The 23,181-nt window shown below is 68.7% G+C and carries 21 protein-coding genes; 14 read left to right on the top strand and 7 right to left on the bottom strand.

All coding sequences use genetic code 11. The features are described from left to right. Window positions 1-10: 10 nt before the first annotated feature. From AC1DGW_RS11015 to AC1DGW_RS11005, 3 genes are all read right to left on the bottom strand, one after another. Window positions 11-610, bottom strand: coding sequence for a cysteine dioxygenase family protein (locus tag AC1DGW_RS11015; RefSeq protein ID WP_478022766.1), 600 nt, complete (start codon window positions 608-610; stop codon window positions 11-13). Window positions 611-679: 69 nt separating this feature from the next. Further along, complete coding sequence (locus AC1DGW_RS11010; RefSeq protein ID WP_478022764.1) at window positions 680-2,287, bottom strand: carboxylesterase/lipase family protein; 1,608 nt, start codon at window positions 2,285-2,287, stop codon at window positions 680-682. After that, the gene (locus AC1DGW_RS11005; RefSeq protein WP_478022762.1) at window positions 2,284-3,246 is read right to left on the bottom strand and encodes an alpha/beta hydrolase; all 963 of its coding nucleotides are present in this window, start codon (window positions 3,244-3,246) and stop codon (window positions 2,284-2,286) included. The genes AC1DGW_RS11010 and AC1DGW_RS11005 overlap by 4 nt, the downstream gene beginning before the upstream one ends. 165 nt (window positions 3,247-3,411) lie before the next feature. Between AC1DGW_RS11005 and AC1DGW_RS11000 the strand changes: the two genes are divergently transcribed. The 10 genes from AC1DGW_RS11000 (at window position 3,412) to AC1DGW_RS10955 (ending at window position 11,430) form a co-directional block, all read left to right on the top strand. Further along, window positions 3,412-4,236 carry a 2-keto-4-pentenoate hydratase gene (locus tag AC1DGW_RS11000; RefSeq protein ID WP_478022760.1) on the top strand — a complete coding sequence of 275 codons (825 nt, stop codon included), beginning with the start codon at window positions 3,412-3,414 and terminating at the stop codon, window positions 4,234-4,236. Window positions 4,237-4,272: 36 nt separating this feature from the next. Next, a complete protein-coding gene (locus AC1DGW_RS10995; RefSeq protein WP_478022758.1) occupies window positions 4,273-5,277 on the top strand; it encodes a TRAP transporter substrate-binding protein in 1,005 nt (334 codons plus the stop codon). A 12-nt stretch (window positions 5,278-5,289) separates the two neighbouring features. Next, window positions 5,290-5,808 (top strand): TRAP transporter small permease, encoded by a 519-nt coding sequence (locus tag AC1DGW_RS10990; protein WP_478022755.1) that lies wholly within the window; start codon window positions 5,290-5,292, stop codon window positions 5,806-5,808. Between the two features lie 3 nt (window positions 5,809-5,811). Further along, window positions 5,812-7,095 (top strand): TRAP transporter large permease, encoded by a 1,284-nt coding sequence (locus AC1DGW_RS10985; RefSeq protein ID WP_478022753.1) that lies wholly within the window; start codon window positions 5,812-5,814, stop codon window positions 7,093-7,095. A 201-nt stretch (window positions 7,096-7,296) separates the two neighbouring features. Next, on the top strand, window positions 7,297-8,355 hold the full coding sequence (locus tag AC1DGW_RS10980) for a LacI family DNA-binding transcriptional regulator (protein WP_478022751.1): 1,059 nt from the start codon (window positions 7,297-7,299) through the stop codon (window positions 8,353-8,355). Window positions 8,356-8,560: 205 nt separating this feature from the next. Then, the gene (gene kduD, locus AC1DGW_RS10975; protein WP_478022749.1) at window positions 8,561-9,316 is read left to right on the top strand and encodes a 2-dehydro-3-deoxy-D-gluconate 5-dehydrogenase KduD; all 756 of its coding nucleotides are present in this window, start codon (window positions 8,561-8,563) and stop codon (window positions 9,314-9,316) included. A gap of 70 nt (window positions 9,317-9,386) precedes the next feature. Further along, the gene (locus AC1DGW_RS10970; protein ID WP_478022747.1) at window positions 9,387-10,025 is read left to right on the top strand and encodes an RpiB/LacA/LacB family sugar-phosphate isomerase; all 639 of its coding nucleotides are present in this window, start codon (window positions 9,387-9,389) and stop codon (window positions 10,023-10,025) included. 129 nt (window positions 10,026-10,154) lie between these two features. Continuing rightward, the gene (folE, locus tag AC1DGW_RS10965; protein WP_478023093.1) at window positions 10,155-10,754 is read left to right on the top strand and encodes a GTP cyclohydrolase I FolE; all 600 of its coding nucleotides are present in this window, start codon (window positions 10,155-10,157) and stop codon (window positions 10,752-10,754) included. Window positions 10,755-10,825: 71 nt separating this feature from the next. Beyond that, window positions 10,826-11,203: an MAPEG family protein gene (locus AC1DGW_RS10960; protein WP_478022745.1), complete on the top strand. Its 378-nt coding sequence runs from the start codon at window positions 10,826-10,828 to the stop codon at window positions 11,201-11,203. An 83-nt stretch (window positions 11,204-11,286) separates the two neighbouring features. Then, entirely contained in the window at window positions 11,287-11,430 is a 144-nt protein-coding gene (locus tag AC1DGW_RS10955) for a hypothetical protein (RefSeq protein ID WP_478022743.1), read from the top strand. 83 nt (window positions 11,431-11,513) lie between these two features. Here AC1DGW_RS10955 and AC1DGW_RS10950 read toward each other — a convergent pair whose 3' ends face one another. The 3 genes from AC1DGW_RS10950 to AC1DGW_RS10940 form a co-directional block, all read right to left on the bottom strand. Next, window positions 11,514-14,384 (bottom strand): TonB-dependent receptor, encoded by a 2,871-nt coding sequence (locus tag AC1DGW_RS10950; protein ID WP_478022741.1) that lies wholly within the window; start codon window positions 14,382-14,384, stop codon window positions 11,514-11,516. A 160-nt stretch (window positions 14,385-14,544) separates the two neighbouring features. Beyond that, window positions 14,545-15,288 carry an SDR family NAD(P)-dependent oxidoreductase gene (locus tag AC1DGW_RS10945; protein ID WP_478022739.1) on the bottom strand — a complete coding sequence of 248 codons (744 nt, stop codon included), beginning with the start codon at window positions 15,286-15,288 and terminating at the stop codon, window positions 14,545-14,547. Between the two features lie 99 nt (window positions 15,289-15,387). Beyond that, window positions 15,388-16,164, bottom strand: coding sequence for a sulfite exporter TauE/SafE family protein (locus AC1DGW_RS10940; protein ID WP_478022736.1), 777 nt, complete (start codon window positions 16,162-16,164; stop codon window positions 15,388-15,390). Window positions 16,165-16,245: 81 nt separating this feature from the next. Between AC1DGW_RS10940 and AC1DGW_RS10935 the strand changes: the two genes are divergently transcribed. The 4 genes from AC1DGW_RS10935 (at window position 16,246) to AC1DGW_RS10920 (ending at window position 21,206) form a co-directional block, all read left to right on the top strand. Further along, the gene (locus tag AC1DGW_RS10935; RefSeq protein ID WP_478022734.1) at window positions 16,246-16,641 is read left to right on the top strand and encodes a YchJ family metal-binding protein; all 396 of its coding nucleotides are present in this window, start codon (window positions 16,246-16,248) and stop codon (window positions 16,639-16,641) included. Between the two features lie 54 nt (window positions 16,642-16,695). Beyond that, entirely contained in the window at window positions 16,696-17,997 is a 1,302-nt protein-coding gene (gene egtB / locus AC1DGW_RS10930; protein ID WP_478022731.1) for an ergothioneine biosynthesis protein EgtB, read from the top strand. A gap of 1 nt (window position 17,998) precedes the next feature. Next, complete coding sequence (gene egtD / locus AC1DGW_RS10925) at window positions 17,999-18,973, top strand: L-histidine N(alpha)-methyltransferase (protein WP_478022729.1); 975 nt, start codon at window positions 17,999-18,001, stop codon at window positions 18,971-18,973. A gap of 73 nt (window positions 18,974-19,046) precedes the next feature. Further along, window positions 19,047-21,206 carry a lytic murein transglycosylase gene (locus AC1DGW_RS10920; protein ID WP_478022727.1) on the top strand — a complete coding sequence of 720 codons (2,160 nt, stop codon included), beginning with the start codon at window positions 19,047-19,049 and terminating at the stop codon, window positions 21,204-21,206. Window positions 21,207-21,358: 152 nt separating this feature from the next. Here the strand turns inward: AC1DGW_RS10920 and AC1DGW_RS10915 are convergent, their stop codons facing one another. Continuing rightward, entirely contained in the window at window positions 21,359-22,543 is a 1,185-nt protein-coding gene (locus AC1DGW_RS10915; RefSeq protein WP_478022725.1) for a benzoate/H(+) symporter BenE family transporter, read from the bottom strand. Window positions 22,544-23,181: the final 638 nt, after the last annotated feature.

Raw genomic sequence — 23,181 nt, 5'->3', positions numbered from 1 at the left:
GGCCCCGCATCTATGCGACGCGGTCGGTCTGCATCTGCCGGCTCTCGCGCCGATGCCAATCCTCGTGTCCGATCTCTGGAACAAACACCGTGCAACGTTCCAGCGGACGCTGGTAGACGTGCACCGAGATCGCGATTTCATCGTCGCTGGCGTTGCGCAGCACGTGGAACTCGTCCGGCGGAATCAGGTTGCCGGCGCTGCCGCGCTCGCTGGTCAGGGCCGGAAGCGGCTGGAAGCGGGCGGTGTCGCCGCGGTCTTCCAGCAGGCGGTACGGGGTGATGCGCAGCACGCCCTGCCACACGCCTTCCACGCACCACAGGCCGTCGTGGTCGTGCAATGGCGTGCCCTGCCCCGCTCCCCAGGTCATGGCGATGATGCTGTAGCCGTGGCGCGCGCTGCGGTACAGCTCGCGCCGCGCGTAGTGGTCGGTGATCGGCTCGTGTATGCAACCCGGCAGCACGACCGTCGGGTCGGCGATGGCCTGCTGCAGTGCCTGTTCGATCCGCGCCACCGTGGCGGCGACGTCAGGCGCGGCAAGCGCCGCGTCGATGGCCGCCACCAGCCGCTCGCGGCCGATGAAATCGGAATAACCGGTTGCATCTGACATCATGTGGCCAGTCTAGGGCAACGCGGTGAACATTCCGTTCGTCGTTCCGCTTCGCTCGATTGCCTGTGCGGTTCACGCCGTACCACGCTGCAAGAATGGCACCTGTTCGTACAGCCGGCGCTCGCCGCCGCGCGGATCGTCCTGCAGGCGGCTGCCATCGTCGAACACCAGGGTCTGCCGGCGCCGCAGCGAATACGGTTCCCAGTGCGGCAGTCCGCCATGGTTGGGATCGCCGTGACGGGCGAAGGCCAGCAGCGCGTCGCTCATCGCGTCGGCCATGCGCGTGGCCGATGCGGTGGCGCCGGTGCGCGAACGGGGCTGCCGCGTGTTGTGGAACACCAGCGGGATGTCCAGCGTATGGAAGGCGCGCAGCCGTTCCGCTTCGCCGCCGCGGTCGTACCAGTCCAGCTGGTAGGCCCAGGTCGGTGCGCCCTGCCGCGCACGCGCTTCCAGTTCTTCGACCGCACCGCGCCACGAGCGCCCGGCGGTGGTCGCGGCGAAGAACACCTCTGATGGCGTGTAGTGCGGATACATCTGCCGGTAGGCGGCGATCACCACCGATGGCAGCAGGTCCACGAACTGTTCTTTCTCCAGCTTCGCCGGCAGCTCGTCCCAGCCCAGCGCGAAGTTGCGCGCGTCGTGGCCGAGGAAGGCACGGGTCTCGTCATGCGTGTTGCCGATGACCATGGGAATGCCGGCCGACTGCAGCGGCGCCTGCGGCCAGAACGGATGCACCGGCAGGTGGCGCGCGTCCAGCACCGGGCCGAAGTACAGGCCGGTGTCCTCGACCCACGAGGGGTCGCGCAGCTTCACCGCTTCCAGCAGCGCTTCCACCGGCAGTGTGCGAAGCGCCTGCGGGTCGTGCAGGCCTAAGTGGTCCAGCACGCGTCGCGCGCGCTGCGTCGCCGCGCGCGGGCCGGCGGCGGTGACCTGCTGGCCGCTCATCGTCCAGGCGCGGTGGAACAGGCCTTTCGCCGCGGGCATCGCCATCAGCGTGGCGATCTTGGCGCCGCCGCCGGACTGGCCGAACACGGTGACGTTGCCGGCGTCGCCGCCGAACTCGGCCGCGTGCTGGCGTACCCACTGCAGCGCCTGCACCAGGTCGAGCTGGCCGGCGTTGCCGGAATCGGCGAATGCCTCGCCGCCGAGCCCGGCCAGATACAGGTAGCCGAACACGTTGAGACGATGGTTGACGGTGACCACCACCATGTCGCCGCGCCGGCACAGATTGCCGCCGTCGTACAAGGGATCACTGCCGGAGCCGTTGTTGTAGGCGCCACCGTGGATGTACACCAGCACCGGGCGGCGGGCGCCGTCGCGCAGGGCGGGCGTCCACACGTTGAGATACAGGCAGTCCTCGCTGCCCGGCCCTTCGCCGCTGGTCTGCGGTGCGGCGGAGCCGTAGGCCAGCGCATCGCGTATCCCCTGCCATGGCGTTTCCAGCGCCGCCTGCTGGAAGCGTCGCGCTGCGGTATCGGCGCCATAGGGGATGCCGCGGAAGACATGGATGCCCTGTTCGGTCTGCCCGGCGATGCGGCCAGAGCGCACGCGCGCGATCGGGCTGGCCTGCCCGCGCGCGGCTGCGGCCGGCAGGGCGGCGGCGAGGCCGGCGCCAAGCGAACACAGGGCGCCGGCGTGCAGGAAATGGCGGCGTTGCGGGTTGTCGGGTGCGGTGCTCATGGCGTGCGCTCCGTCGCCTGCGCGGCGATCCAGTCCAGCGCCAGCCGCGGCCAGGCGGCGGTGGTCAGGCCGGCAGTGCCGCGCGTGCCGAAGCCGTGTCCGCCCCGCGGGAACACGTGCAGTTCGGTCGGTACGCCGGCCTGGTGCAGTCCGGCGCAGAAGGCCAGGCTGTTGCCGACCGGCACCGCGGCATCGTCGCCGGCATGCACCAGGAAGGTCGGCGGTGTGTCGGTGCGGACCTGGTACTGCATCGAATAGCGGCGCAGCAGCTGCGGTTCCGGCTGCGCGCCGAGCAGGCGCTCGCGCGAACCGGGATGCGCGTCCGCGCCGGCCATGTCGATCACCGGATAGATCAACAGCTGGAAATCCGGGCGCGCGCTGACGCGGTCGATGGCGTCCGTCGCCGGGTAGGCCTGCTGGTCGAAGCCGATGCCGAGGCGCGCGGCCAGGTGCCCGCCGGCGGAGAAGCCGATCACGCCGATGCGCCGCGGATCCAGCTGCCATTCGTCGGCGCGGGCGCGGATCAGGCGCAACGCGCGCTGCGCATCGGCCAGCGCCGCGTCGCGATCCTCGCGGCCTTCGCCCGGCAGCCGGTAGCGCAGCACGAACAGGGTGACGCCGCCCTGTTCGACGAAGGCCGGCACCAGCGCCGAGCCTTCCTTGTCCAGCACCACGCGCTGGTAGCCGCCACCGGGCGTGACCAGCAGCGCGGTGCCGTTGGGGCGGGCGGGACGGTACACGACCAGCCAGGGCTCGCTGACGTGGGTGATGTAGCGGTCCGGCAGCGCCGGGTCGGTGCTGCGCTCGACGATCTGCGGCGCCTGCGCCAATGCTTTGTCCCCCGGTGCCAATCCGGCCGGCCACAGCGCGATCCGCTGCGCCGATCCCGCTACCGGTTCACCGTCGGTGCTGGCGGCCACGGTTCCGGGGGCAAGTCCCGAAGCCACGATAAAAACCATCAATAACAATGAACTACGGATGCCTGCCAGGAACATGGGGAATCTCGCGATGCGGGGCCGAGGGGGCCGTGATGCGTTGCGTATTGCCATATGACACCGGTTTACCATATACAGCACCCACAGCACTGTCGATGGGCGGTGCAGCAACGCCACCAGGAGAGCCACTTGAGCAACGATCAAGGCCGACAGGACCCGTCCGCCGCGCTGGACGACATCGCCCGCCACTTCGTGGAGGCGCGTCGCGCGGGGCGTTCGCTCGCGGATTTTCCCGGCGCGATCCCGGCCGATCTGGTGACCGCCTATCAGGTGCAGGACCTGGCCATCGGCCGCTGGGACGACGACGTGGTCGGCTGGAAGGTCGGCTACATCGCCGCCGAGCGCCGCGACGCGTCCGGGGACGAGCGCCTGCTGGGCCCGGTGTTCTCGCGCAGGCTCTGGAATGCCACCGGTAGCATCGTGGATATCCCGGTGTTCTCCGGCGCCGGCGGTTTCGCCGCGGTCGAAGCCGAATACGTGCTGCAGCTCGATGCCGACGCGCCCGCCGACAAGCTCGACTGGACGCCGGACGAAGCCGCCGCCCTGCCCGCGCGCCTGTTCACCGGCGTGGAGGTGGCCAGCAGCCCGCTGGCGACGATCAACGTGCTGGGGCCGCGGGTGGTCGTCTCCGACTTCGGCAACAACAATGGGCTGGTGCTGGGCACCGAAATCGTGGACTGGACGCGGCTGGATGAAGCACGGCTGCTGGCGCGCACCGAGATCGACGGCAACGTGGTCGGCATCGGCGGCGCCAGCAACCTGCCCGGCGGCCTGCGCGCGGCCTATGCGTTCGCACTGGCGCGTTCGGCGCGCCGCGGCCGGCCGCTGCGCCGTGGCGAGCTGATCGCCACCGGCAATGCGACCGGCATCCACGATATTGCGGTCGGCCAGCAGGCCGTGATCCGCTTCGAGGGTTACGGCGAGATTTCCTGCAGGGCCGTGGCCGCCGGCTGACCGGCGCGCACGGTGGATATGCGTGGAGGGGGTTCGATGATCAATCGCAGAGGTTTCCTTGCCACCGGCCTGGGTGCGCTCGCCGCGCCGGCGCTGATGGCCTGTTCGGGCGGCGGCCGCCAGGCCGCCGGCGATGGGCGTGTGCTCACCGCCACCGATGTCCACGTGGCCGACTATCCCACGGTCACCGCGGTCAAGTGGATCGGGCAGATGCTCGAACGCGAGACCGGCGGCCGGCTGCGGCTGGCGCAGTACCACTCCGGTCAGCTCGGCCGCGAGTCGGAGGCGATCGACATGGCGCGCTTCGGCGCCATCGACATCACCCGCGTCTATTCCGGCGCGCTGAACAATGCCTTCCCGCTGACCCAGGCACTGTGCCTGCCCTACGTGTTCGACTCGGTCGCGCACATGCGACGCGCGCTGGATGGCGGCATCGCCGATGCGGTGCTGGCCGGCTTCGAGAGCCGCGGACTGGTCGGCCTGGCGATCTACGATTCGGGCGCGCGCTGCTTCTACAACACCAAGCATCCGATCGTGGAGCCGCACGACCTGCATGGCCTGAAACTGCGCGTGGCCAGCTCGGACATCTTCCTGCAGCTGATGCGCCTGTTCGGCGCCAACCCGACGCCGATGTCGCTGGGCGACACGTTCTCCGGCATGGAGACGCACATGATCGACGGCGCCGAGAACAACATGCGCAGCTTCCATTCCAGCCGCCACTTCGAGGCCGCGCATTACTGGTCGGAAAGCCAGCATTCGTACGCGCCGGACGTGCTGCTGATGTCGCGGCGCAGTTTCGACACGCTGGCTCCGGGCGACCGCCGCCTGCTGCTGGACCTGGCGCGACAGTCGGTGCAGGTGATGCGCGGCGAATGGGACGCGTCCGAGGACAAGGCCCGCCAGGCGGTGCTGGCCCACGGCGTGAAGGCCAACGCCGTGGACATCGCCGCGTTCCGCGATGCTGCTGCGCCGCTGCTGCGCGACTACCTGCGCCAGCCGGACATCGCCGCACTGCACCGCCGCATCCGCGACTTCGCCTGAGGACCCGCAGCGATGACCCAATCCGCTCCCCCCACTGCCCCGGCTGGCCCGCAGCGTGCGCTGCAAGCGCTGGCCACCGCCGTCATCCACGTCGCCGTCGTCGCCCTGCTCGGGCTGGTGGTGGTGCAGGGCTGGCAGGTGTTCGCCCGCTACGTGATCAACGATTCGCCGAGCTGGACCGAGCCGGTCACCCTGTTGCTGCTGAGCACGGCGATGAGCCTGGGTGCGGCCGCCGGCGTGCACACCAACCGCCATTTCGGCTTCTACCTGCTGCACGACCATTTCGGCCCGCGCCTGCGTTGCCTGGTCGATGCGCTGGTACAGCTGGTGGTGGCCGCCATCGGCGCGGTGCTGGCCTGGTGGGGCTGGCTGCTGTGGATCGACGGCCTGCACATCAAGACCGCCGGTGCCGACCTGCCGCAGAGCGTGAACTACCTGCCGCTGAGCATCGGTGGCGCGCTGATGGTGGTGTTTGCATTGAACCGGCTGTGGCTGGCGCTGCGCCCGGCCGCCAGCGAAGGAGGCCGTTGAATCATGGGTATCGCAATCCTGTTCCTCGCGTTCGGCGTGCTGCTGCTGATCGGCGTGCCGGTGGCCTATGCGCTGGCCGCTGCCGCGCTGGCCACCCTGCTCTATCTCGACCTGCCAGCGGTGGTGCTGGTGCAGCAGATCTCGGCCGGCACCGGCACCGCCTCGCTGATCGCCATCCCGCTGTTCATCTTTGCCGGTGAAATCATGATGCGCGGCGGCATCTCCGAGCGCCTGATCGCGCTGGCCGCCTCGCTGGTCGGGCGCCTGCGCGGTGGTCTGGGGCAGGTGTCGATCCTGTCCTCGCTGTTCTTCGGCGGCGTCTCCGGCTCGGCGATTGCCGACGTTTCGGCGGTGGGCGGCACGATGATCCCGCAGATGGTGCAGCGCGGCTACGACCGTGATTTCGCGGTCAACGTCAGCATCACCGCGGCGCTGGTGGCGCTGCTGGTGCCGCCCTCGCACAACCTGATCCTGTTCTCGGCCGCGGCCGGTGGCGGCCTGTCCATCGCCGACCTGTTCGCCGCCGGCATCGTGCCGGCGCTGCTGATGACCGTGGTGCTGATGGTCACCGGCTACGCCGTGGCGCGGCATCGCGGCTACGGCGTGGAAGTCTTCCCGGGCCTGCGCGCGGTGCTGCTGCGGCTGGTCGCCGCCCTGCCCGGCCTGGGCCTGGTGGCGCTGATCTTCATCGGCATCCGCGCCGGCATCTTCACCGCGGTCGAGTCGGCGGCCATCGCCGTGGTCTACGCGCTGCTGGTCACCACCGTGCTGTATCGCCAGCTCAACTGGCGTGCGTTCCTGGACACGGTGATCCACGCCGCGCGCAGCACCGGCATGATCCTGTTCGTGATCGCCACCGCGGCGGTGTTCGGCTGGCTGCTGGCCTACCTGCAGGTGCCGGCGGCGGCGGTGGATTTCCTGCAGTCGTTCGCGCACAGCAAGTTCATGGTGCTGCTGATGATCGTGGTGATGCTGCTGCTGCTGGGCACCTTCATGGACCTGGCGCCGCTGATCCTGATCTGCACGCCGATCTTCCTGCCGGTGGCGAAGGCCTACGGCATCGACCCGATCCATTTCGGCCTGGTGCTGGTGCTGGCCGGCGGCCTGGGCCTGGTGACGCCGCCGGTGGGCTCGGTGCTGTTCATCGGCACTGCCATCGGCAAGATCACCGTGGGCCAGAGCATGAAGACGATCTGGCCGTTCTGGCTGGCCGGGCTGGGCGTACTGCTGGTGGTGGCGTTCTTCCCGCAGCTGTCGCTGTGGCTGCCGGCGCTGCTGCGCGGTTGAGCGCCGTCGCGGCGGGAACCGGGCCGATGATTCCAGCCCGGGGCGGCGTCTCGGGCTAACATCACCGCCTGGCGCGGGTTTCCGGCCCTGCCCCGGCGGACTCCGCCGGCACCGGCTGGAGGCCGCCGCGCCGCCCCTTTCGCCGCGCCCGGTCGGGCGCGGCCCCGCCAGAACCCGTTCCGCTGGATGGTTTGCAAGGACATGTCATTGCGCAAGAAGGCCGATTCCGACGCCACAACCCGGCCCTTGGGCAGGGCCGCGACCATCAACGACATCGCGCGCCTGTCCGGCGTCTCCAAGAAGACCGTGTCGCGGATCATCAACAACTCGCCGCTGGTGCGGAAGGACACGCGCGAGAAGGTCGAGGCGCTGATGCGCGAGGTCGGGTACACGCCCGATCCGCTGGCGCGCGGCCTGGCATTCCGGCGCTCGTTCCTGATCGGCATGGTCTACGACAATCCCACCGCGCAATACCTGGTGGACATGCAGTACGGCGCGCTCGACGCGCTGCGCGGCTCCAGCTTCGAGCTGGTGGTGCATCCCTGCGACACGCGCAGCCCCGGTTACATCGAGGGCGTGAAGCGCTTCGTGCAGCAGCAGAAGCTGCATGGCGTGATCCTGGTGCCGCGCGCTTCCGAGGACCAGGCGCTGGCCGACATGCTGGAAGAAATCGGCTGCCGCTACACCCGCATCGCCTCGCTGCCGCTGGACGACACCTCGCAGATGGTGATCACCCACGACCGCGACGGCGCTGCCGAGGCCGCCGACTACCTGCTCTCGCTCGGCCACCGCGACATCGCCCTGATCACCGGTCCGTCGGCCTACCGCTCGGCGCACGAGCGCACCGCCGGTTTCATCGAAGCGTTGCAGAACCGCGGCATCGAACTGCCGCCGGCGCGCATCATCGAGGCCGGCTATACCTTCGAATCCGGCGTGGCCGCGGCGGAGAAGCTGCTGCTCGGCAAGCAGCGCCCGACCGCCATCTTCACCGGCAACGACGAGATGGCCGCCGGTGTCTACAAGGTCGCCATGCGCGCCGGCATCAACATCCCGCGCGAGTTGTCGGTGGTCGGCTACGACGACAGCCCGCTGGCTTCGCGGCTGTGGCCGTCGCTGACCTCGGTACGGCGCAATACCCGTGACACCGGACGCACCGCCGCGGCGATGCTGATCCAGCCCGAGGGCCAGGCCGCGCTGCAGATCGCCAGCGTGCGCCCGCACCTGATCGTGCGCGATTCCTGCCAGCCACCTCTGGATTGACCCTCAAACCATTGTTCCGGAAAGGAAAACAAGCATTCCGCGCTGCGGAATGACACCGGTTTCCTAATTGGCTATGATGGCTCCGCACCGCATCCAGCGGGGTCCGTCCAGGACGGACCTGCGCCACCGCCGCGCCGTATCGCCCGCCAGGCAAGGCGCGACGCTGCAACCCACCTCCGTATCACCGCTCAGGGAGAGGAACACCATGACGAATCCATTCAGCCTCGAAGGCAAGGTCGCGCTGGTAACCGGTGCCAATACCGGTCTGGGCCAGGGCATCGCGCTGGCGCTGGCCGCCGCCGGCGCCGACATCGCCGGTGCCGGCATCGTCCCGGCCGAGGAGACCGCCGCGAAGGTGCGCGCGCTGGGCCGCCGCTTCCTCAACATCGAGGCCAACCTGATCAGCATCGAGCCGGTCGAGCGGGTGGTGCGCGAAACCGTCGAGGGCCTGGGCGGGCTGGACATCCTGGTCAACAACGCCGGCCTGATCCGCCGTGCCGACGCGGTGGAGTTCAGCGAGAAGGACTGGGACGACGTGATGAACGTCAACATCAAGTCCGCGTTCTTCATGTGCCAGGCCGCCGGCAAGCATTTCATCGCCCGGGGCCGTGGCAAGATCATCAACATCGCCTCGATGCTGTCCTTCCAGGGCGGCATCCGCGTGCCGTCCTACACCGCATCCAAGAGCGGCATCGCCGGCATCACCCGGCTGCTGGCCAACGAGTGGGCGCAGCAGGGCGTGACCGTCAACGCCATCGCCCCCGGCTACATGGCCACCGACAACACCGCGCAGCTGCGTGCCGACGAAGACCGCAGCAAGGCCATCCTGGACCGCATCCCGGCCGGCCGCTGGGGCAGGCCGGAAGACCTGGGCGGCACCGCCGTGTTCCTGGCTTCCAGCGCCTCGGACTACGTCAACGGCGCGGTCATTCCGGTGGACGGCGGCTGGCTGGCGCGCTGATCCGGCATTCCCCGGCGCGCGGCGACGGCCGTGCGCCACGCAATCCCTTGTCGAACTAGAGAGTCATGCAATGAAAATCGCCTTGATGCAGGAATTCAGCCAGGCCGCCAAGAACCCGGTGGTGCTGGAACAGCTCAACACCGTCGCCGCCGCGCAGGGCCACGACGTGTTCAACGTCGGCATGGACGGTGACAACGACCACCGCCTGACCTACATCCACCTGGGCATCTGCGCCGCGCTGCTGCTCAACGCGAAGGCAGTGGACTTCGTCGTCGCCGGCTGCGGTACCGGCCAGGGCGCGATGATGTCGCTCAACGCATGGCCGGGCGTGTACTGCGGCTATTGCATCGAGCCGACCGACGCCTTCCTGTTCGCCCAGGTCAACAGTGGCAACGCGCTGTCGCTGCCGTTCGCCAAGGGCTTCGGCTGGGGCGCGGAAATCAACATCCGCTACATCTTCGAGAAGGCCTTCGCCGGCGAGCGCGGCCAGGGCTACCCGGCCGAGCGCAAGGAGTCGCAGATGGCCAACGCCGGCATCCTGGCGCAGGTGAAGCAGGGCGCCTCGAAGGATTTCATCGCCGGCCTGAAGTCGATCGATCCGGAGCTGGTGAAGCAGGCCGTCGGCGGTGCGCGCTTCCAGAAGGCGTTCTTCGACAACGCCCAGGACGCGGAGATCGTGGCCTACGTGAAGAGCGTGCTGGGCCAGTAAGGGCAGGGCACCGAACCCATGGACGAGGGCGCCTGCGGGCGCCCTCGTCGTTTCTGGCCGCCGCCGCCGGTGCCCCGGCAGCACCCGGCTGGTAGCATGTCCACCCCCGAAATCCAGGCGCCGTCACCCATGGCCGACTCCAAGAACCCGTCCGTCACCCAGGCCCAGGCCGAAGAGGCCGTGCGCACCCTGCTGCGCTGGGCCGGCGAAGATCCCGCCCGCGAGGGCCTGCTGGACACCCCGCGCCGGGTGGCCGAGGCCTATGGCGACTGGTTCAAGGGCTACAACGACGACCCGCGCGAGTACCTGGCCCGCACCTTCGAGGAAGTGGCCGGCTACGACGAGATGATCGTGCTGCGCGACATCGAGTACGAAAGCCACTGCGAGCACCACATGGCGCCGATCCTCGGCCGCGTGCACGTGGGCTACGTGCCCAACGGCCGCGTGGTCGGCATCTCCAAGCTGGCACGCGTGGTCGAGGCCTATGCGCGCCGCTTCCAGGTGCAGGAGAAGATGACCGCGCAGATCGCCGATGTCATCCAGGACGTGCTGCAGCCGCTGGGCGTGGGCGTGGTGGTGGAAGGCTCGCACGAGTGCATGACCACCCGCGGGATCCACAAGCGTGGCGTCAGCATGGTGACCTCGCGCATGCGCGGCAGCTTCCACGACGATGCCCGCACCCGCGCCGAGTTCCTGCGTTTCATCGAAGTGGGCCACGCGCGGCGCTGAGCCGCGCGCCAGGCCTCCCGCAGCCGCGGCGTCCACTCCACGCCTTCACGACGGATATCCCGGAGAAGCTGATGCATTACGTTGAACTGGTGGCGTTGCTGGCCGTGGTCCAGTACCTGTTCTTCGGCGCGATGGTCGGACGCGCGCGCGGCCGCTATGGCGTGAAGGCGCCGGCGGTGGTCGGCCATGAAGGCTTCGAGCGCGCGTACCGGGTGCAGATGAATACCCTGGAGTTGATGGTCGCGCTGCTGCCGGCGCTGTTCGTCGCCGCGCGCTTCTGGCCGGCCGCCTGGGTGGCTGGTGTCGGTGCTGTGTACCTGGTCGGCCGTTTCGTCTACTGGCGTGCCTATGTGAACGCACCGTCCAGCCGCGCGCTGGGTTTCGCGCTGTCGATGCTGCCGGTGCTGGCGCTGGTGGTGATGGCTTTGGCCGGCGCGGTACTGCGCTAGGGCAGGGCGGTCTGCATCGGATCGGCATTGCCCGGCGCTGCGAACCCGTTCCATGATGGACACATTGACGACAGGAGGTTGGGATGAGACAGCGTTCGTTGGTCCGCCGCCATTGGCCATGGCTGGCATTGCTGTTGTTGGCCGGTCTCTGGGAAATGCGGACCGACCTGCTGGAAGTGCATGACGCCGCCGCGCGCCGGCTGGTGCAGCTCGACGCAGGGCATTAGCACGAACTGCGTTTGTCGCGGTTCGACACGGCGGAAAACAAAGGGAGCCCTGCGGCTCCCTTTGTCGTTGGCGGTGCTGCTGCTCAGAAATCGAGACTGAGTCTGGCGTAGCTGTAGCGGCCGGGCAGGTCATAGGTGCCGGGATCGTAGCCGTTGAGCGTGCAGCTCAGGCAGATCGGCGGGTTCTTGTCGAACACGTTGTTGACGCCCACGGTGATCTTCAGCCCCTTCATCCACGCGTCGGTGCGCCAGCTGACCTGCGCATCGTGCAGGGTGGTGGCGCCCAGCCAGTGCAGGTCGGCCGCGCTGTCGGTGCAGATCGGGAAGCCATTGGCGCCGGCGCAGCTCTCGCGCAAGCGGTCGACGTAGCGCAGCGACCAGCTCGCGTTCCAGTTGCGGTAGTCCCAGTTGGCGGTCAGGTTCGATGTCCATTCCGGAATCGAGCTGTCGTTGACCTCCACGCCGGGGCGCCTGGGCTCGGCCTGGCCGGATTCGTTGACCAGCTCGTAGCGGGTGACCCAGGTCGCCTTCCAGTCCAGTCCCAGCTGGCCCCAGCCGGCCTGTGGCAACAGCCAATGCGCGGTGAAGTCCCAGCCGCTGGTGTTGATGGTGCCCAGGTTGGCGAGGATGTCCTCGAAGCGGACGATCTGGCCGCGGTCGTTGCGGGTGTAGCTGGCGCAGGCCACCGCGTCGCGGCTGTCGATGCACCGGTCCATGATCGCCTGTGCGTCCGGTGCCTGGATCGCACCGTCGATGGTGTGGCGGTAGAAGGTCACGCCCAGGTCCAGCTTGCTGGCCCAGCTGCTGCCTTCGGCCCAGCCCGGGCTCCACACCGCGCCGGCCATGAACGAACGGCTCTTCTCCGGCTGCAGGTCGCGGTTGCCGGAGGTGACCACCGAGATCTGTGGGTTGACCTGCTCGTACCCCGGCGGCACGCCGTCGGCCACGCACTTCGGTGTGGTGGAGGCGGCGTTGTTGCAGGGATCCACCAGGGTCGCATCGAAGCGGCTCAGCGTGCCATACAGCTCGCCGATCGACGGTGCGCGGAAGCCCTGCGCCCAGGACATGCGCAGCAGCAGTTCGTCGGCCGGCTGCCAGCGCAGCCCGATCTTGCCGGTGCCGGTGCCGCCGAAGGTGGAGTAGTCCGAATAGCGGCCGGCCACGCTCAGGTCCACGCTCTTGCCCCAGAACCCGCCGCGCGCCAGCGGCACGTCGAACTCGGCATAGGCCTCCTTCACCGAATAGCTGCCGATGGTGATGCCGGACGGCACGCCGTTGTACTCGCCGGCCACGGTGATCGGGTCGGGGTAGTACTCGCCCTTGTAGCGGCGCCACTCGGTGCCGGCGGCAAAGGACAGCGGCCCGGCCCACAGGTCGGCCAGTTCGCCGGTGATGTTGGCCGAGGCCTGGCTCAGCGTGTTCTTGCTGCGGTCGCGCACCACCGGCGAGATCCACGCCAGCATGTCCGCGGTAATCGTGCCCGGGCCGCCGAAGATGTTCAGCGGTACGCAGCCGGCAATGGCCGCGCAGGCAGCCGGATCGCCCAGCGCCTGGTTGATGTGCTTGATGTTGTAGCTGCCGGTATTGGTCTGGGTGGCCTTGCTCTGGCTGGACATGGCATTGATGTCCCAGCTCCACGGCCGGCTGTTGACCTCGAAGCTGCCTTCCAGCCCACCGGCGGCGTACCAGGTCTTCACATCCTGCTCGTAGCGGCGTGGTCCGCCTTCGACCGGGCGGCGGCCGATCAGGAACAGGTTGGCGTCCGGGCCGATGGTGGTCAGGTCGAAACCGAACGGGTTGTAGCGCTGGTTGGCGGGGATCACCAGTTTGGTCTCGGCCCAGTCGTTGTACACGCCGGCATCGGTGCCGAGGAAGATCGGTTCGGGCGCGGCTTCGTTGGCCGATTTGCGCTCGCTGTACAGGCCGCGGAACCAGCCGCTGACGCTGGGCGAGAAGTCGAAACGCACCTGGCCGAACACCGACTTGCGCTCGTTCGGCGTCAGCAGCAGGTTGTACGGGGCGAAATTGAAGCGGTCCGGCGTACCGAAGCAGTGGTAGTCGTCGGTACGCGCGCAACCCGTCTGGGAGGGATCGAAATGCGGTTGGGTCACGCCGGTGTTGGAGGTGATGCTGTAGGTGTTGCCGCCCGGATCGGCGAATACCAGACGGCCTTGTGGCGTGGCCGAACTGCCATTGGCCAGGCCGGTGCCCGGCACCGGCTCGCGCGCCCACTTGTACTCGGCCGAGGAGATTTCCTTCTGCTTGAAGTACGACGCACCGACGACCCACTGCGCGCGGTCGCCGCTCTTGCCGAAGCTGAAGTCCACGCCGGTGGTGCCGCCGCCCTTGAGGTTGTAGTCGCCGTACTGGACTTCGACGTGGCCGCCTTCGACGTTCTTCTTGGTGATGATGTTGACCACGCCGGCGATGGCGTCCGAGCCGTAGATCGACGAGGCGCCGTCCTCCAGCACTTCGATGCGCTCGACCAGTGCCAGCGGAATGGTGTTCAGGTCCACCGACGAGCCCACGCCCGAGCCGGAGGATTCGTTGACCCAGCGGATGCCGTCCACCAGCACCAGCACGCGCTTCGGGCCGAGGTGGCGCAGGTCCACCGTCGCCGCGCCGGCGCCGACGCCGCCGCCATCGGGCGGGAAGCCGAAGTTGCCGCTGGAATTGAGCTTGGTGCTCAGCGAGGCGCCGCTGGCGGTGAGGTGCTGCACCACGTCGGCGACCGAGGTGTAGCCGGTGCGATCGATGGCCTCGCGGGTGAGTACCTGCACCGGGACCTGGGTCTCCAGTTCGGCTTTCTTGATGCGGCTGCCGGTGACCTGGATCGTGTCCAAGGTGCGGGCGGTGGTGGATTCCTGTGCGGTGGCGATGGCGGGCAGCAGGCACAACAGGGAAAGCTGTATGGCTCTGGTCAGGCGGTGCGGATGCAACGATAACGACGTCATCGGAAAGCTCCTTGGATTGCCGGACTACCTCGCCCGCCACCATGACGGGCGTGCGCGATTTGTAAGCAATTCGTTAGGAGCCTACAAGTGAATGCGCGGACGGGCCGACGGACGGCATCCGTCGGCCACATACCGCCGCTCGCCCACCAGGTGCGACTGCTCAGCGCGCCGAGAAGCCGCCGTCCACCAGGTGATAGCTGCCGGTGATGAAGGAGGCCTGGTCCGAGAGCAGGAAGCAGGTCAGTGCCGCCACTTCCTGGGCGGTACCCAGGCGTCCGGCCGGATGCAGGGCGACCAGGCCGTCGTAGGCCGTGCGGTCCATGCCGGCCAGCAGCGGCGTGTCGATGAATCCCGGGCCGACCGCATTGATGCGCAGACCGCGCGCGGAGTACTCCAGCGCCGCGGTCTTGGTCATGCCCACCAGCGCGTGCTTGGCCGCCACGTAGGCGGTGGACCCCGCCCAGCCGTTGCTGCCGAGGATCGAGGCCATGTTGACGATGGCGCCGCCACCGCCGGCCAGCATCGCGGCGATCTCGTACTTCATCGAATGGAAAACGCCGTGCAGGTTCACGCCGAGCACGCGGTGCCATTCCTCCAGCGGGTAGTCGGCGGTCGGCAGGCTGGCGCCGCCGATGCCGGCATTGTTGACCGCAAGGTGCAGCCCGCCGTACTCGGCGACGGTGGCTTCCACCAGTTGCCGCACCGCGTCGCCATCGCTGACATCGAGCTGGCGCGCACGTGCTGGCGTGCCGATGCTGGACGCCACCTGTTCGGCGGCACTGCGGTCGAGGTCGGCGACGACGACCTGCGCGCCGCTGGCCGCCAGTTGCCGGGCGACGGCCTCGCCGATGCCCGAGGCGGCACCCGTGACCAGGGCGACCTTGCCGGAAAAATCCAGTTGCATGGTGGGTCTCCAGGGCGGCGAGGGAGGGCCGCCATGGAGACCATCATCCGCACCGGCCGTGGTGGCGGCGTTGCGTTCGATCAAACCGCCGCGCCGCGTTCAGCCGGCGAACGTATCCCACGCCATGCGCGCGATCAGCACCACCACCAGCAGCAGGAACAGCTTGCGGATCAGCGGCGTGCCGCCGCGCAGGGCCAGCCGCGTGCCGGTCACCGACCCGGCCACGTTGGCCACCGCCATCGGCACGGCGAAGGCCAACAGCACGTTGCCGCTGGGGATGAAGAACGACAGCGCGGCGACGTTGGTGGCCAGGTTGACCACCTTGGAAGCGGCCGAAGCGCGCAGGAAGTCCAGGCCGAAGAAGCGGATGAACAGGAAGATCAGGAAACTGCCCGTGCCGGGGCCGAAGAAACCGTCGTAGAAGCCGATCACCGCGCCCATCGCCAGGGCGATGGCCAGCTCGCGGCGACCGACCTCGCGCGGGCGGTGCATGGCACCAAAGTCCTTCTTCGCCAGCGTGTAGCCGAGCATCACGATCAGCAGCGTCAGCACCAGCGGCCGCACCGCGTCCTTGGACAGCAGGCTGACCGTGGTGGCGCCGAGGAAGGCGAACACGAACGCCGTCGCCGCCGCCAGCAGCACCGGCCGCCACGGGAAGCGCACCGAGCGCGCATAGCGCCACGTCGCCGCGCCGGTGCCGAACACCGAACTGAACTTGTTGGTGCCCAGCAGCGCGGCCGGCGTGTGCTGCGGCAGCACCGTGAACAGGCCCGGCAGCTGGATCAGCCCGCCGCCGCCGACCGCGGCATCCACCAGCCCGGCGATGAAGGCGATGACCAGCAGCCACGGCAGTTCGGTGGGCAGGAGTTCCAGCATGGTCGGACCTGAACGGGGGGCGCGACAGCATACGCCTGCACCGGCTGGTCGCGGGGGCGACGCGAATGGGAAAATGCGCGCATGCAGATCGCCCCGACTTCTCCCTGTCCCTGTGGCTCCGGTCACGTATACGCGCGTTGCTGCGCGCGCTGGCATGCCGGCGAGGCCGCGCCCGATGCCGAAGCGCTGATGCGTTCGCGCTACAGCGCCTACGTGACCGGCGACGTCGACTACCTGCTGGCGACCTGGCATGCCGGTACGCGGCCGCAGACGCTGTCGCTGGACGACGCTCCCGGCCAGCGCACGCAATGGCTGGGCCTGGAGGTGAAGCGCCACCGGGTCACCGGCGCCGATACCGCCGACGTGGAATTCGTCGCCCGCTACCGCATCGGTGGCGGCAGCGCCGTGCGTATGGCCGAACACAGCCGCTTCGTGCGCGAGGACGGCCGCTGGTACTACCTCGACGCACTTGCCTGAACACCGCGTGGCGCCGATGACGCCGCGCTAACCGGGCATGGCTAAGCTCGGGGCATGCAGATTTCCAGTGCCGCATTGCTGAAGGCCTCCAGCGCTGCGACAACGCCTCCCACGCTGGCGGAGCGTTACCGCGCCGTGCGCCAGGCCAGCATGGCCCTGGCGGCGCCGCTCTCGGCCGAGGATGCGATGGTGCAGAGCATGGCCGACGCCAGCCCGGCCAAATGGCATCTGGCGCACACCACCTGGTTCTTCGAACAGTTCGTGCTTGGCCGGCAACGCGGCTACCGGCCGCTGCACCCGCAGTGGCAGTCGCTGTTCAACAGCTATTACCAGAGCATGGGCCCGGCGCATGCGCGCGCGCAGCGCGGACTGCTGTCGCGGCCGGCGCTGGCGCAGGTGCTGGAATACCGCGCGCAGGTCGACGACGGCATCGGCCAGAGCCTGCGCGCCGGTACCCTCGACGACGAGGCGCAACGTCATCTTGTGCTCGGCCTGCAGCATGAGCAGCAGCACCAGGAGCTGCTGCTGACCGACATCAAGCATGCGTTGTGGAGCAACCCGCTGCAGCCGGCCTATCGCGACGACCTGCCCGCGCCGCCTGCGGCGCAGGCAAGCGATGCCGCGCTGTGGATCGAAAGTCCCGAGCGCCTCGTCGAGATCGGCGCGGCGGCCTGGCCCGCGCATGCGCGCTTCGCCTACGACAACGAATCACCGCGGCATCGCGTGCTGGTGCCGGCGCACGCGCTGGCCGACCGCCCGCTGAGCAATGCCGAATACCGCGCCTTCATCGACGACGGCGGCTACCGCGATCCGCTGCTGTGGATGAGCGAAGGCTGGGCCCAGCTGCAGGTCGGCCAATGGCGCCATCCGCTGTACTGGGACGAGGCGCTGGAACGCGAATACACCCTGGGCGGCTGGCGCGCGCTGGATCCGGATGCGCCGGTCTGCCATTTGAGCTGGTTCGAGGCCGATGCCTGCGCGCGCTGGGCCGGCGCACGCCTGCCCAGCGAATTCGAGTGGGAAGCGGCGGCCTCGGCAAGACCGCCCGCCGGTCACTTCGCGGACACCGGCCTGCTGCATCCGGCGGCTGCGCCGGTCGCGGAGCCGGGCGTGCCGCGACAGCTGTTCGGTGATGTATGGGAATGGACCCGCAGCGCGTATGGCGCCTATCCCGGCTTCCGTCCGCTTCCGGGCAGCGCCGGCGAATACAACGGCAAGTTCATGTGCGGCCAGTTCGTGCTGCGTGGCGGCAGCTGCGCCACGCCGACCGGGCATGTGCGCGCCAGCTATCGCAATTTCTTCCCGCCCGCGGCGCGCTGGCAGTTCGCCGGCCTGCGCCTGGCCAGGGACCTCTGAGATGGGCGCGCCGGACCCGCTGCTGGAGGGGCTGATCGACCACCGTCCCGACCGCGCCAGCATCACCGCCGACGTGCTCGCCGGACTGTCGGCGCGGCCGCGTGCGCTGCCGTCCAAGTATTTCTACGACGCGTGCGGTTCGGCGCTGTTCGAGCGCATCACCCGGCAACCGGAGTACTACCTCACCCGTACCGAGCTGGAGCTGTTGCGGCAGGCGCTGCCGGAGATCGCCGCGCAGGTCGGGCCGCTGGCGCGGGTGGTGGAATACGGCAGTGGCAGCGGCCGCAAGACCCGGCTGCTGCTGCAGGCGCTGCAGGACGTGGTGGCCTATACGCCGGTGGAGATTTCGCGCACCGCGCTGCTGGACAGCGTCCGCGCGCTGGCCGTGGCGCTTCCCGCCATCGAAATGCTGCCCGTATGCGCCGATTTCACCGCGTTGCCGGCCCTGCCGCCATCGCAGCGCACGGCGTGGCGCACGCTGCTGTTCTTTCCGGGGTCGACGCTGGGCAATTTCACCGAAGCAGCGGCGGTATCGATCCTGCGCGGGATGCGCCAGGCGATGGGGCCGGACGGGCTGGCCCTGATCGGCATCGACCTGGACAAGGATCCGGCCATCATCGAGGCCGCCTACAACGATGCGGCCGGCGTCACCGCCGCCTTCACCCTCAACCTGCTGGCGCGCCTGAACCGCGAGATCGGAAGCGACTTCGACCTGTCCGGCTTCGCCCATCGCGCCTGCTACGTCGTCCCGTGGCGGCGCATCGAGACGTCCCTGGTCAGCCGCCACGCGCAGGTTGTGCATGTAGCTGGACAGGCGTTCGGGTTCGAGCGCGGCGAAGCCATGCATGTGGAATACAGCCACAAGTACGACGATGCGCAGTTCGCCGCGATGGCTGCCGCCGCTGGCCTGCAGGTACGCGCGGCCTGGGATGCGCCCGCGCGCATGTTCGGCCTGCGCCTGCTGCAGCCCGCCTGAACTCCCACGGCGCGAGCGCTGCCTCTTATCATCGGACTTCGTTCCATGGTGTGGCGTCGCAGGGAGCCGTTGCATGAAATCGATCCGGATGCTGCCAGCGTTGAGCCTGGCCTGTGCGCTCGCCATGGCGCCGTCGGCGCAGGCCGCCATCGCCGATTTCGGCAGCTGCGGCACCGGCCTGCGCGACGCGGCCATCGCCCAGGGCATGGCCGCCGAACGTTTCGACGGGCTGTTCGCCGGCGTTGCGCCGGACATGAGCGTACTGCCGCTGCTCGACGCCCAGCCCGAGTTCACCACGCCGATCTGGGATTACCTCGCCGCCCTGGTGGATACGCAGCGCGTGGCCGATGGCCGCGCCCTGCTTGCCACCCATCGCGAACTGCTCGACCGCATCGCCGCCCAGTACGGCGTCGATCCGGCCACCGTGGTCGCGGTGTGGGGCGTGGAGAGCGACTACGGCCGCATCGCCGGCAAGCGCCCCCTGCTGCAATCGCTGGCTACCCTGTCCTGTAATGGCCGCCGCCAGCCGTTCTTCCGTGGCGAACTGCTGGCCCTGCTCAAGCTCATCGACCGTGGCGACCTTGCCGCCGATGGCCTCACCGGCTCGTGGGCCGGCGCCTTCGGCCAGACCCAGTTCATGCCGTCCACCTACGCGCGCATCGCGGTCGATGGCGACGGCGATGGCCGTCGCGACCTGGTCGCCAGCATCCCCGACGCGCTGGCCTCCACCGCCAATTACCTCAAGCAGTCGGGCTGGCGCAGCGGCCAGCCATGGGGTGTCGAGGTACGTATTCCCGCCGGTTTCGATGCCACCCTGGCCGGGCGCGCCAAGCGCCGGCCGCTCGCCGCTTGGCGCGCGCTGGGCGTCACCCGGATTGATGGCGGCGCGCTGCAGGTCGCGGCGATGGCCGACGACAGCGCCGCCGCGCTGCTGCTGCCGGCTGGCGCGAAGGGCCCCGCGCTGCTGGTGTTCCGCAACTACGATGCGATCTATTCCTACAACGCGGCCGAAAGCTATGCGCTGGCCATCGCCACCCTGGCCGACCGCCTGCGTGGTGGCAATGGTCTGAGCGCCGCCTGGCCTACCGACGATCCCGGCCTGGGCCGCAACGAGCGGCGTGAACTGCAGGCCCTGCTGCTCGCGCGCGGCCACGCCATCGGCGCCGCCGACGGCATGGTCGGCGACGCCACCCGTCGCGCCATCCGCATCGAGCAGCAGCGGCTGGGCTGGCAGAACGCCGATGGTCGCGCCGGTACCCGTATCCTGCAGGCCTTGCGCGATGCGCGGCCGGCGATACCCACGGTCTTCCGGCTGCCTGCCGACCATCCGCAGTTCGTCCAGTCAGCCATCGTAAGGAGCGGGGTTTCGATGAAGGATGTGCAGGGCCTGAGTACAGGCGATTTCAACGGCTTCACCGCCTGGAAGGTGGAAACGCCATTCTCCACCGCGGCCATCAGCGTGTTCGGCGGCCAGCTGCTGTCGTTCGTACCCAAGGGCGGACGCGACGTGATGTGGCTTTCGCCCGCTGCCAGGCAGCCGCCCACGCCGATCCGTGGCGGCAGCCCGGTGTGCTGGCCGTACTTCGCGAAACAGGGGCAGGGCAACGATGTGCCGTCGCACGGCTTCGTGCGCACCGTGCCGTGGGAGCTGCGCGACGCGCAGCGCGAAGCCGATGGCAGCGTGGTACTGACCCTGGCGCCGCCAGCGCTGGAAGGCCTGTCGCTGCGCCTGACCATGAAGCTGCGCATCGGCCGCACGCTGGAACAGGAACTGCTCACCGAGAACACCGGCAGCCAGCCGGCCGTCTTCACCCAGGCACTGCACAATTATTTCAATGTCAGTGACGCGTTGAAGGTCGACGTGACCGGACTGGATGGCCTGACCTACCTGGACAAGCTCGACGGCGGCAATGCCCACGTCCAGCAGGGCGACTGGAACCTGCGCGACCCGCGCGATCCGGGCCGAAGCGATCGCATTTACACGCAGGCGCGCGGCCACTACGTGCTGCGTGATCCGGGTTTCGGCCGCAGCATCGACATCGCCACTGAAGGCAGCCGGACTGCTGTCGTCTGGAACGCCGGTGAAGCAGCCGCCGCGAAGATGGACGACATCGGTGCGGGCTGGCGCAACTATGTCTGCGTCGAAGCCGGCAACGTCGGCCCGGACCTGATCGAACTGGCGCCGGGCGGGCGCCACACCTTGAAGCAGGTGTTCGAGGTCAAGCCGCTGTAGCGCTGGCTCTTGAAGCCTCTCTCCCACCGGGGCGAAACCGCACGGCTTGCGCGCCATCGGCGCGCGTGCGGTTGAGCGCCCACACCGCTGGTGTGGGCCGGGGCGCGGAGAGGGGTTGGGGAGAGGGCCGGGGCGGCATTGATATCGAAACGTCAGCGGGCGGGTCGCCGCAACACCAGCATGGCCACCACGCCCGCCACCAGCCCCCAGAACGCCGACCCGATCCCGGCCATCGACAGCCCCGAGGCCGTCACCAGGAACGTCACCAGCGCCGGTTCGCGCTCGCCTTCGTCCTTCAACGCCACTGCCAGGCTGTTGCCGATGGTGCCGAGCAGCGCGATGCCGGCCAGCGTGGCGATCAGCTCCTTCGGGAAGGCGGCGAACACCGCTGCGACCGTCGCGCCGAACAGCCCGATCACGATGTAGAACACGCCCGCGCTCACGGCGGCGGGGTAACGCCGCGCGGGGTTCTCATGTACATCGCGGCCCATGCAGATCGCCGCGGTGATCGCCGCCAGGTTCAGCGCATACCCGCCGAACGGTGCCAGCACCGTGTTGACCACACCGATCCAGCCCACCACCGGCGATATCGGCGCGTCGTAGCCCGAGGCCTTCAGCACCGCCACGCCCGGCACGTTCTGCGAGGCCATGGTCACGATGAACAGCGGCAACGCGATGCCGAACACGGCCGCCCACGACAGCGTCGGCAAGGTGAACAGCGGTCGCGCCAGCTGCAGCCGCACCTGCTCCATGTGCATCAGCCCCTGGCTGCCGGCGATCGTCACGCCCACCAGCAGGGTCGCGATCACCGCGTAGCGCGGGAACAGGCGGCGTCCTGCCAGATACGTGGCGAACATGGCCAGGACCAGCAACGGCTGCGTGCCCACCGAGACGAATACGTCCAGCCCGAAACGCAGCAGCACGCCGGCCAGCATGCCCGAGGCCAGCGACACCGGAATGCGCCGCATCGCCTTTTCGAACACGCCCGAGAAGCCGGCCAGCGCTCCCATCAGCGCCGCCAGCACGAAAGCGCCGATCGCATCGGACAGCGGCAGCGCCGTGGCACCGACCACCAGCATCGCCGCACCTGGCGTGGACCATGCCGTCACCACCGGCATCCGGTAGCGCAGCGACAGGCCGATGCAGGTGACCCCCATGCCGATGCCCAGCGCCCACATCCAGGAGGCGATCTCGGCCTGTCCGGCTCCCACCGCCTGCGCTGCCTGGAACACGATCACCGCCGAACTGGCGAAACCGACCAGTACCGTGATGAAGCCGGCGACGATGGCCGGCAGGGAGAGATCGAGGGAGAACGAGCGCAGTACGGGATCGGTCATCGTGCGGCTGGAGGCGGGGAAGAGCCCGCATTGTGGCCCAGCGGCAACGCCAGCCGCCCGTTGCTGCACCCACAGCTTATAAGGAAGTGGCAGCCTCGCGGTGGCGTCCCGGGGACGATCAGCCGGCGTTGCCCGGCGCTACCCCTTGCCGATTCTGGCGCCAGCGGACTTTTTGCGGCTCTGCCGCAAAAAGTGATTGCACATTTCACAAAGATGTCTAGAATTCGCTCCCTCGCTTCACGGCGCCGGTCACTTCGGTGACAGGGACCACGAAGCAGCGGCAACTTCCTCGAAAGAGGGTGTTGACGGCAACGAAAAGCCTGTCATAATAGGCGGCTCGCTTCGACGAAAGGCCTTCGGGTTTGGGGTTGAAGCAGCGGAGTCCGCCTCGAAACGAGGTGTTGACGAAGCGGAAAGGCCGGCTATAATGGGCGGCTCGCTCGGACGGAAACGTCGGGCACTGGGAATTGGCGCTGAGGCCGCTTTCCAAGTTCTTTGAAAGTATGCGCAGGTATCTTGTGAAGGCGCCTGCAGGAGTGGATGACTGTCCATCTTGCAGACGTTTGATCAAGCAATGAGTAGTTTGTAAAGCAAGCGAAACGTTGCCAGTGGTTGAACATCTGCAGCTAAGAGTATTT

The sequence above is a fragment of the Stenotrophomonas sp. 05N423 genome (assembly GCF_056397145.1).
The sequence above is the reverse complement of the archived record's forward strand: the minus strand, read 5'-3'. Positions and strand labels throughout refer to the sequence as shown.

Coding starts and splice junctions, on each gene's coding strand:
- AC1DGW_RS10915 (WP_478022725.1), bottom strand. CDS start 22,543: ATGACCGATCCCGTACTGCGCTCGTTCTCCCTCGATCTCTCCCTGCCG.
- AC1DGW_RS10940 (WP_478022736.1), bottom strand. CDS start 16,164: ATGCTGGAACTCCTGCCCACCGAACTGCCGTGGCTGCTGGTCATCGCC.
- AC1DGW_RS10980 (WP_478022751.1), top strand. CDS start 7,297: ATGTCATTGCGCAAGAAGGCCGATTCCGACGCCACAACCCGGCCCTTG.
- egtB (WP_478022731.1), top strand. CDS start 16,696: ATGCAGATTTCCAGTGCCGCATTGCTGAAGGCCTCCAGCGCTGCGACA.
- AC1DGW_RS10920 (WP_478022727.1), top strand. CDS start 19,047: ATGAAATCGATCCGGATGCTGCCAGCGTTGAGCCTGGCCTGTGCGCTC.
- AC1DGW_RS11015 (WP_478022766.1), bottom strand. CDS start 610: ATGATGTCAGATGCAACCGGTTATTCCGATTTCATCGGCCGCGAGCGG.
- folE (WP_478023093.1), top strand. CDS start 10,155: ATGGCCGACTCCAAGAACCCGTCCGTCACCCAGGCCCAGGCCGAAGAG.
- AC1DGW_RS10935 (WP_478022734.1), top strand. CDS start 16,246: ATGCAGATCGCCCCGACTTCTCCCTGTCCCTGTGGCTCCGGTCACGTA.
- AC1DGW_RS10960 (WP_478022745.1), top strand. CDS start 10,826: ATGCATTACGTTGAACTGGTGGCGTTGCTGGCCGTGGTCCAGTACCTG.
- AC1DGW_RS10985 (WP_478022753.1), top strand. CDS start 5,812: ATGGGTATCGCAATCCTGTTCCTCGCGTTCGGCGTGCTGCTGCTGATC.
- AC1DGW_RS11005 (WP_478022762.1), bottom strand. CDS start 3,246: ATGGTTTTTATCGTGGCTTCGGGACTTGCCCCCGGAACCGTGGCCGCC.
- egtD (WP_478022729.1), top strand. CDS start 17,999: ATGGGCGCGCCGGACCCGCTGCTGGAGGGGCTGATCGACCACCGTCCC.
- AC1DGW_RS10990 (WP_478022755.1), top strand. CDS start 5,290: ATGACCCAATCCGCTCCCCCCACTGCCCCGGCTGGCCCGCAGCGTGCG.
- AC1DGW_RS11010 (WP_478022764.1), bottom strand. CDS start 2,287: ATGAGCACCGCACCCGACAACCCGCAACGCCGCCATTTCCTGCACGCC.
- AC1DGW_RS10955 (WP_478022743.1), top strand. CDS start 11,287: ATGAGACAGCGTTCGTTGGTCCGCCGCCATTGGCCATGGCTGGCATTG.
- AC1DGW_RS10950 (WP_478022741.1), bottom strand. CDS start 14,384: ATGACGTCGTTATCGTTGCATCCGCACCGCCTGACCAGAGCCATACAG.
- AC1DGW_RS10945 (WP_478022739.1), bottom strand. CDS start 15,288: ATGCAACTGGATTTTTCCGGCAAGGTCGCCCTGGTCACGGGTGCCGCC.
- AC1DGW_RS10995 (WP_478022758.1), top strand. CDS start 4,273: ATGATCAATCGCAGAGGTTTCCTTGCCACCGGCCTGGGTGCGCTCGCC.
- AC1DGW_RS10970 (WP_478022747.1), top strand. CDS start 9,387: ATGAAAATCGCCTTGATGCAGGAATTCAGCCAGGCCGCCAAGAACCCG.
- kduD (WP_478022749.1), top strand. CDS start 8,561: ATGACGAATCCATTCAGCCTCGAAGGCAAGGTCGCGCTGGTAACCGGT.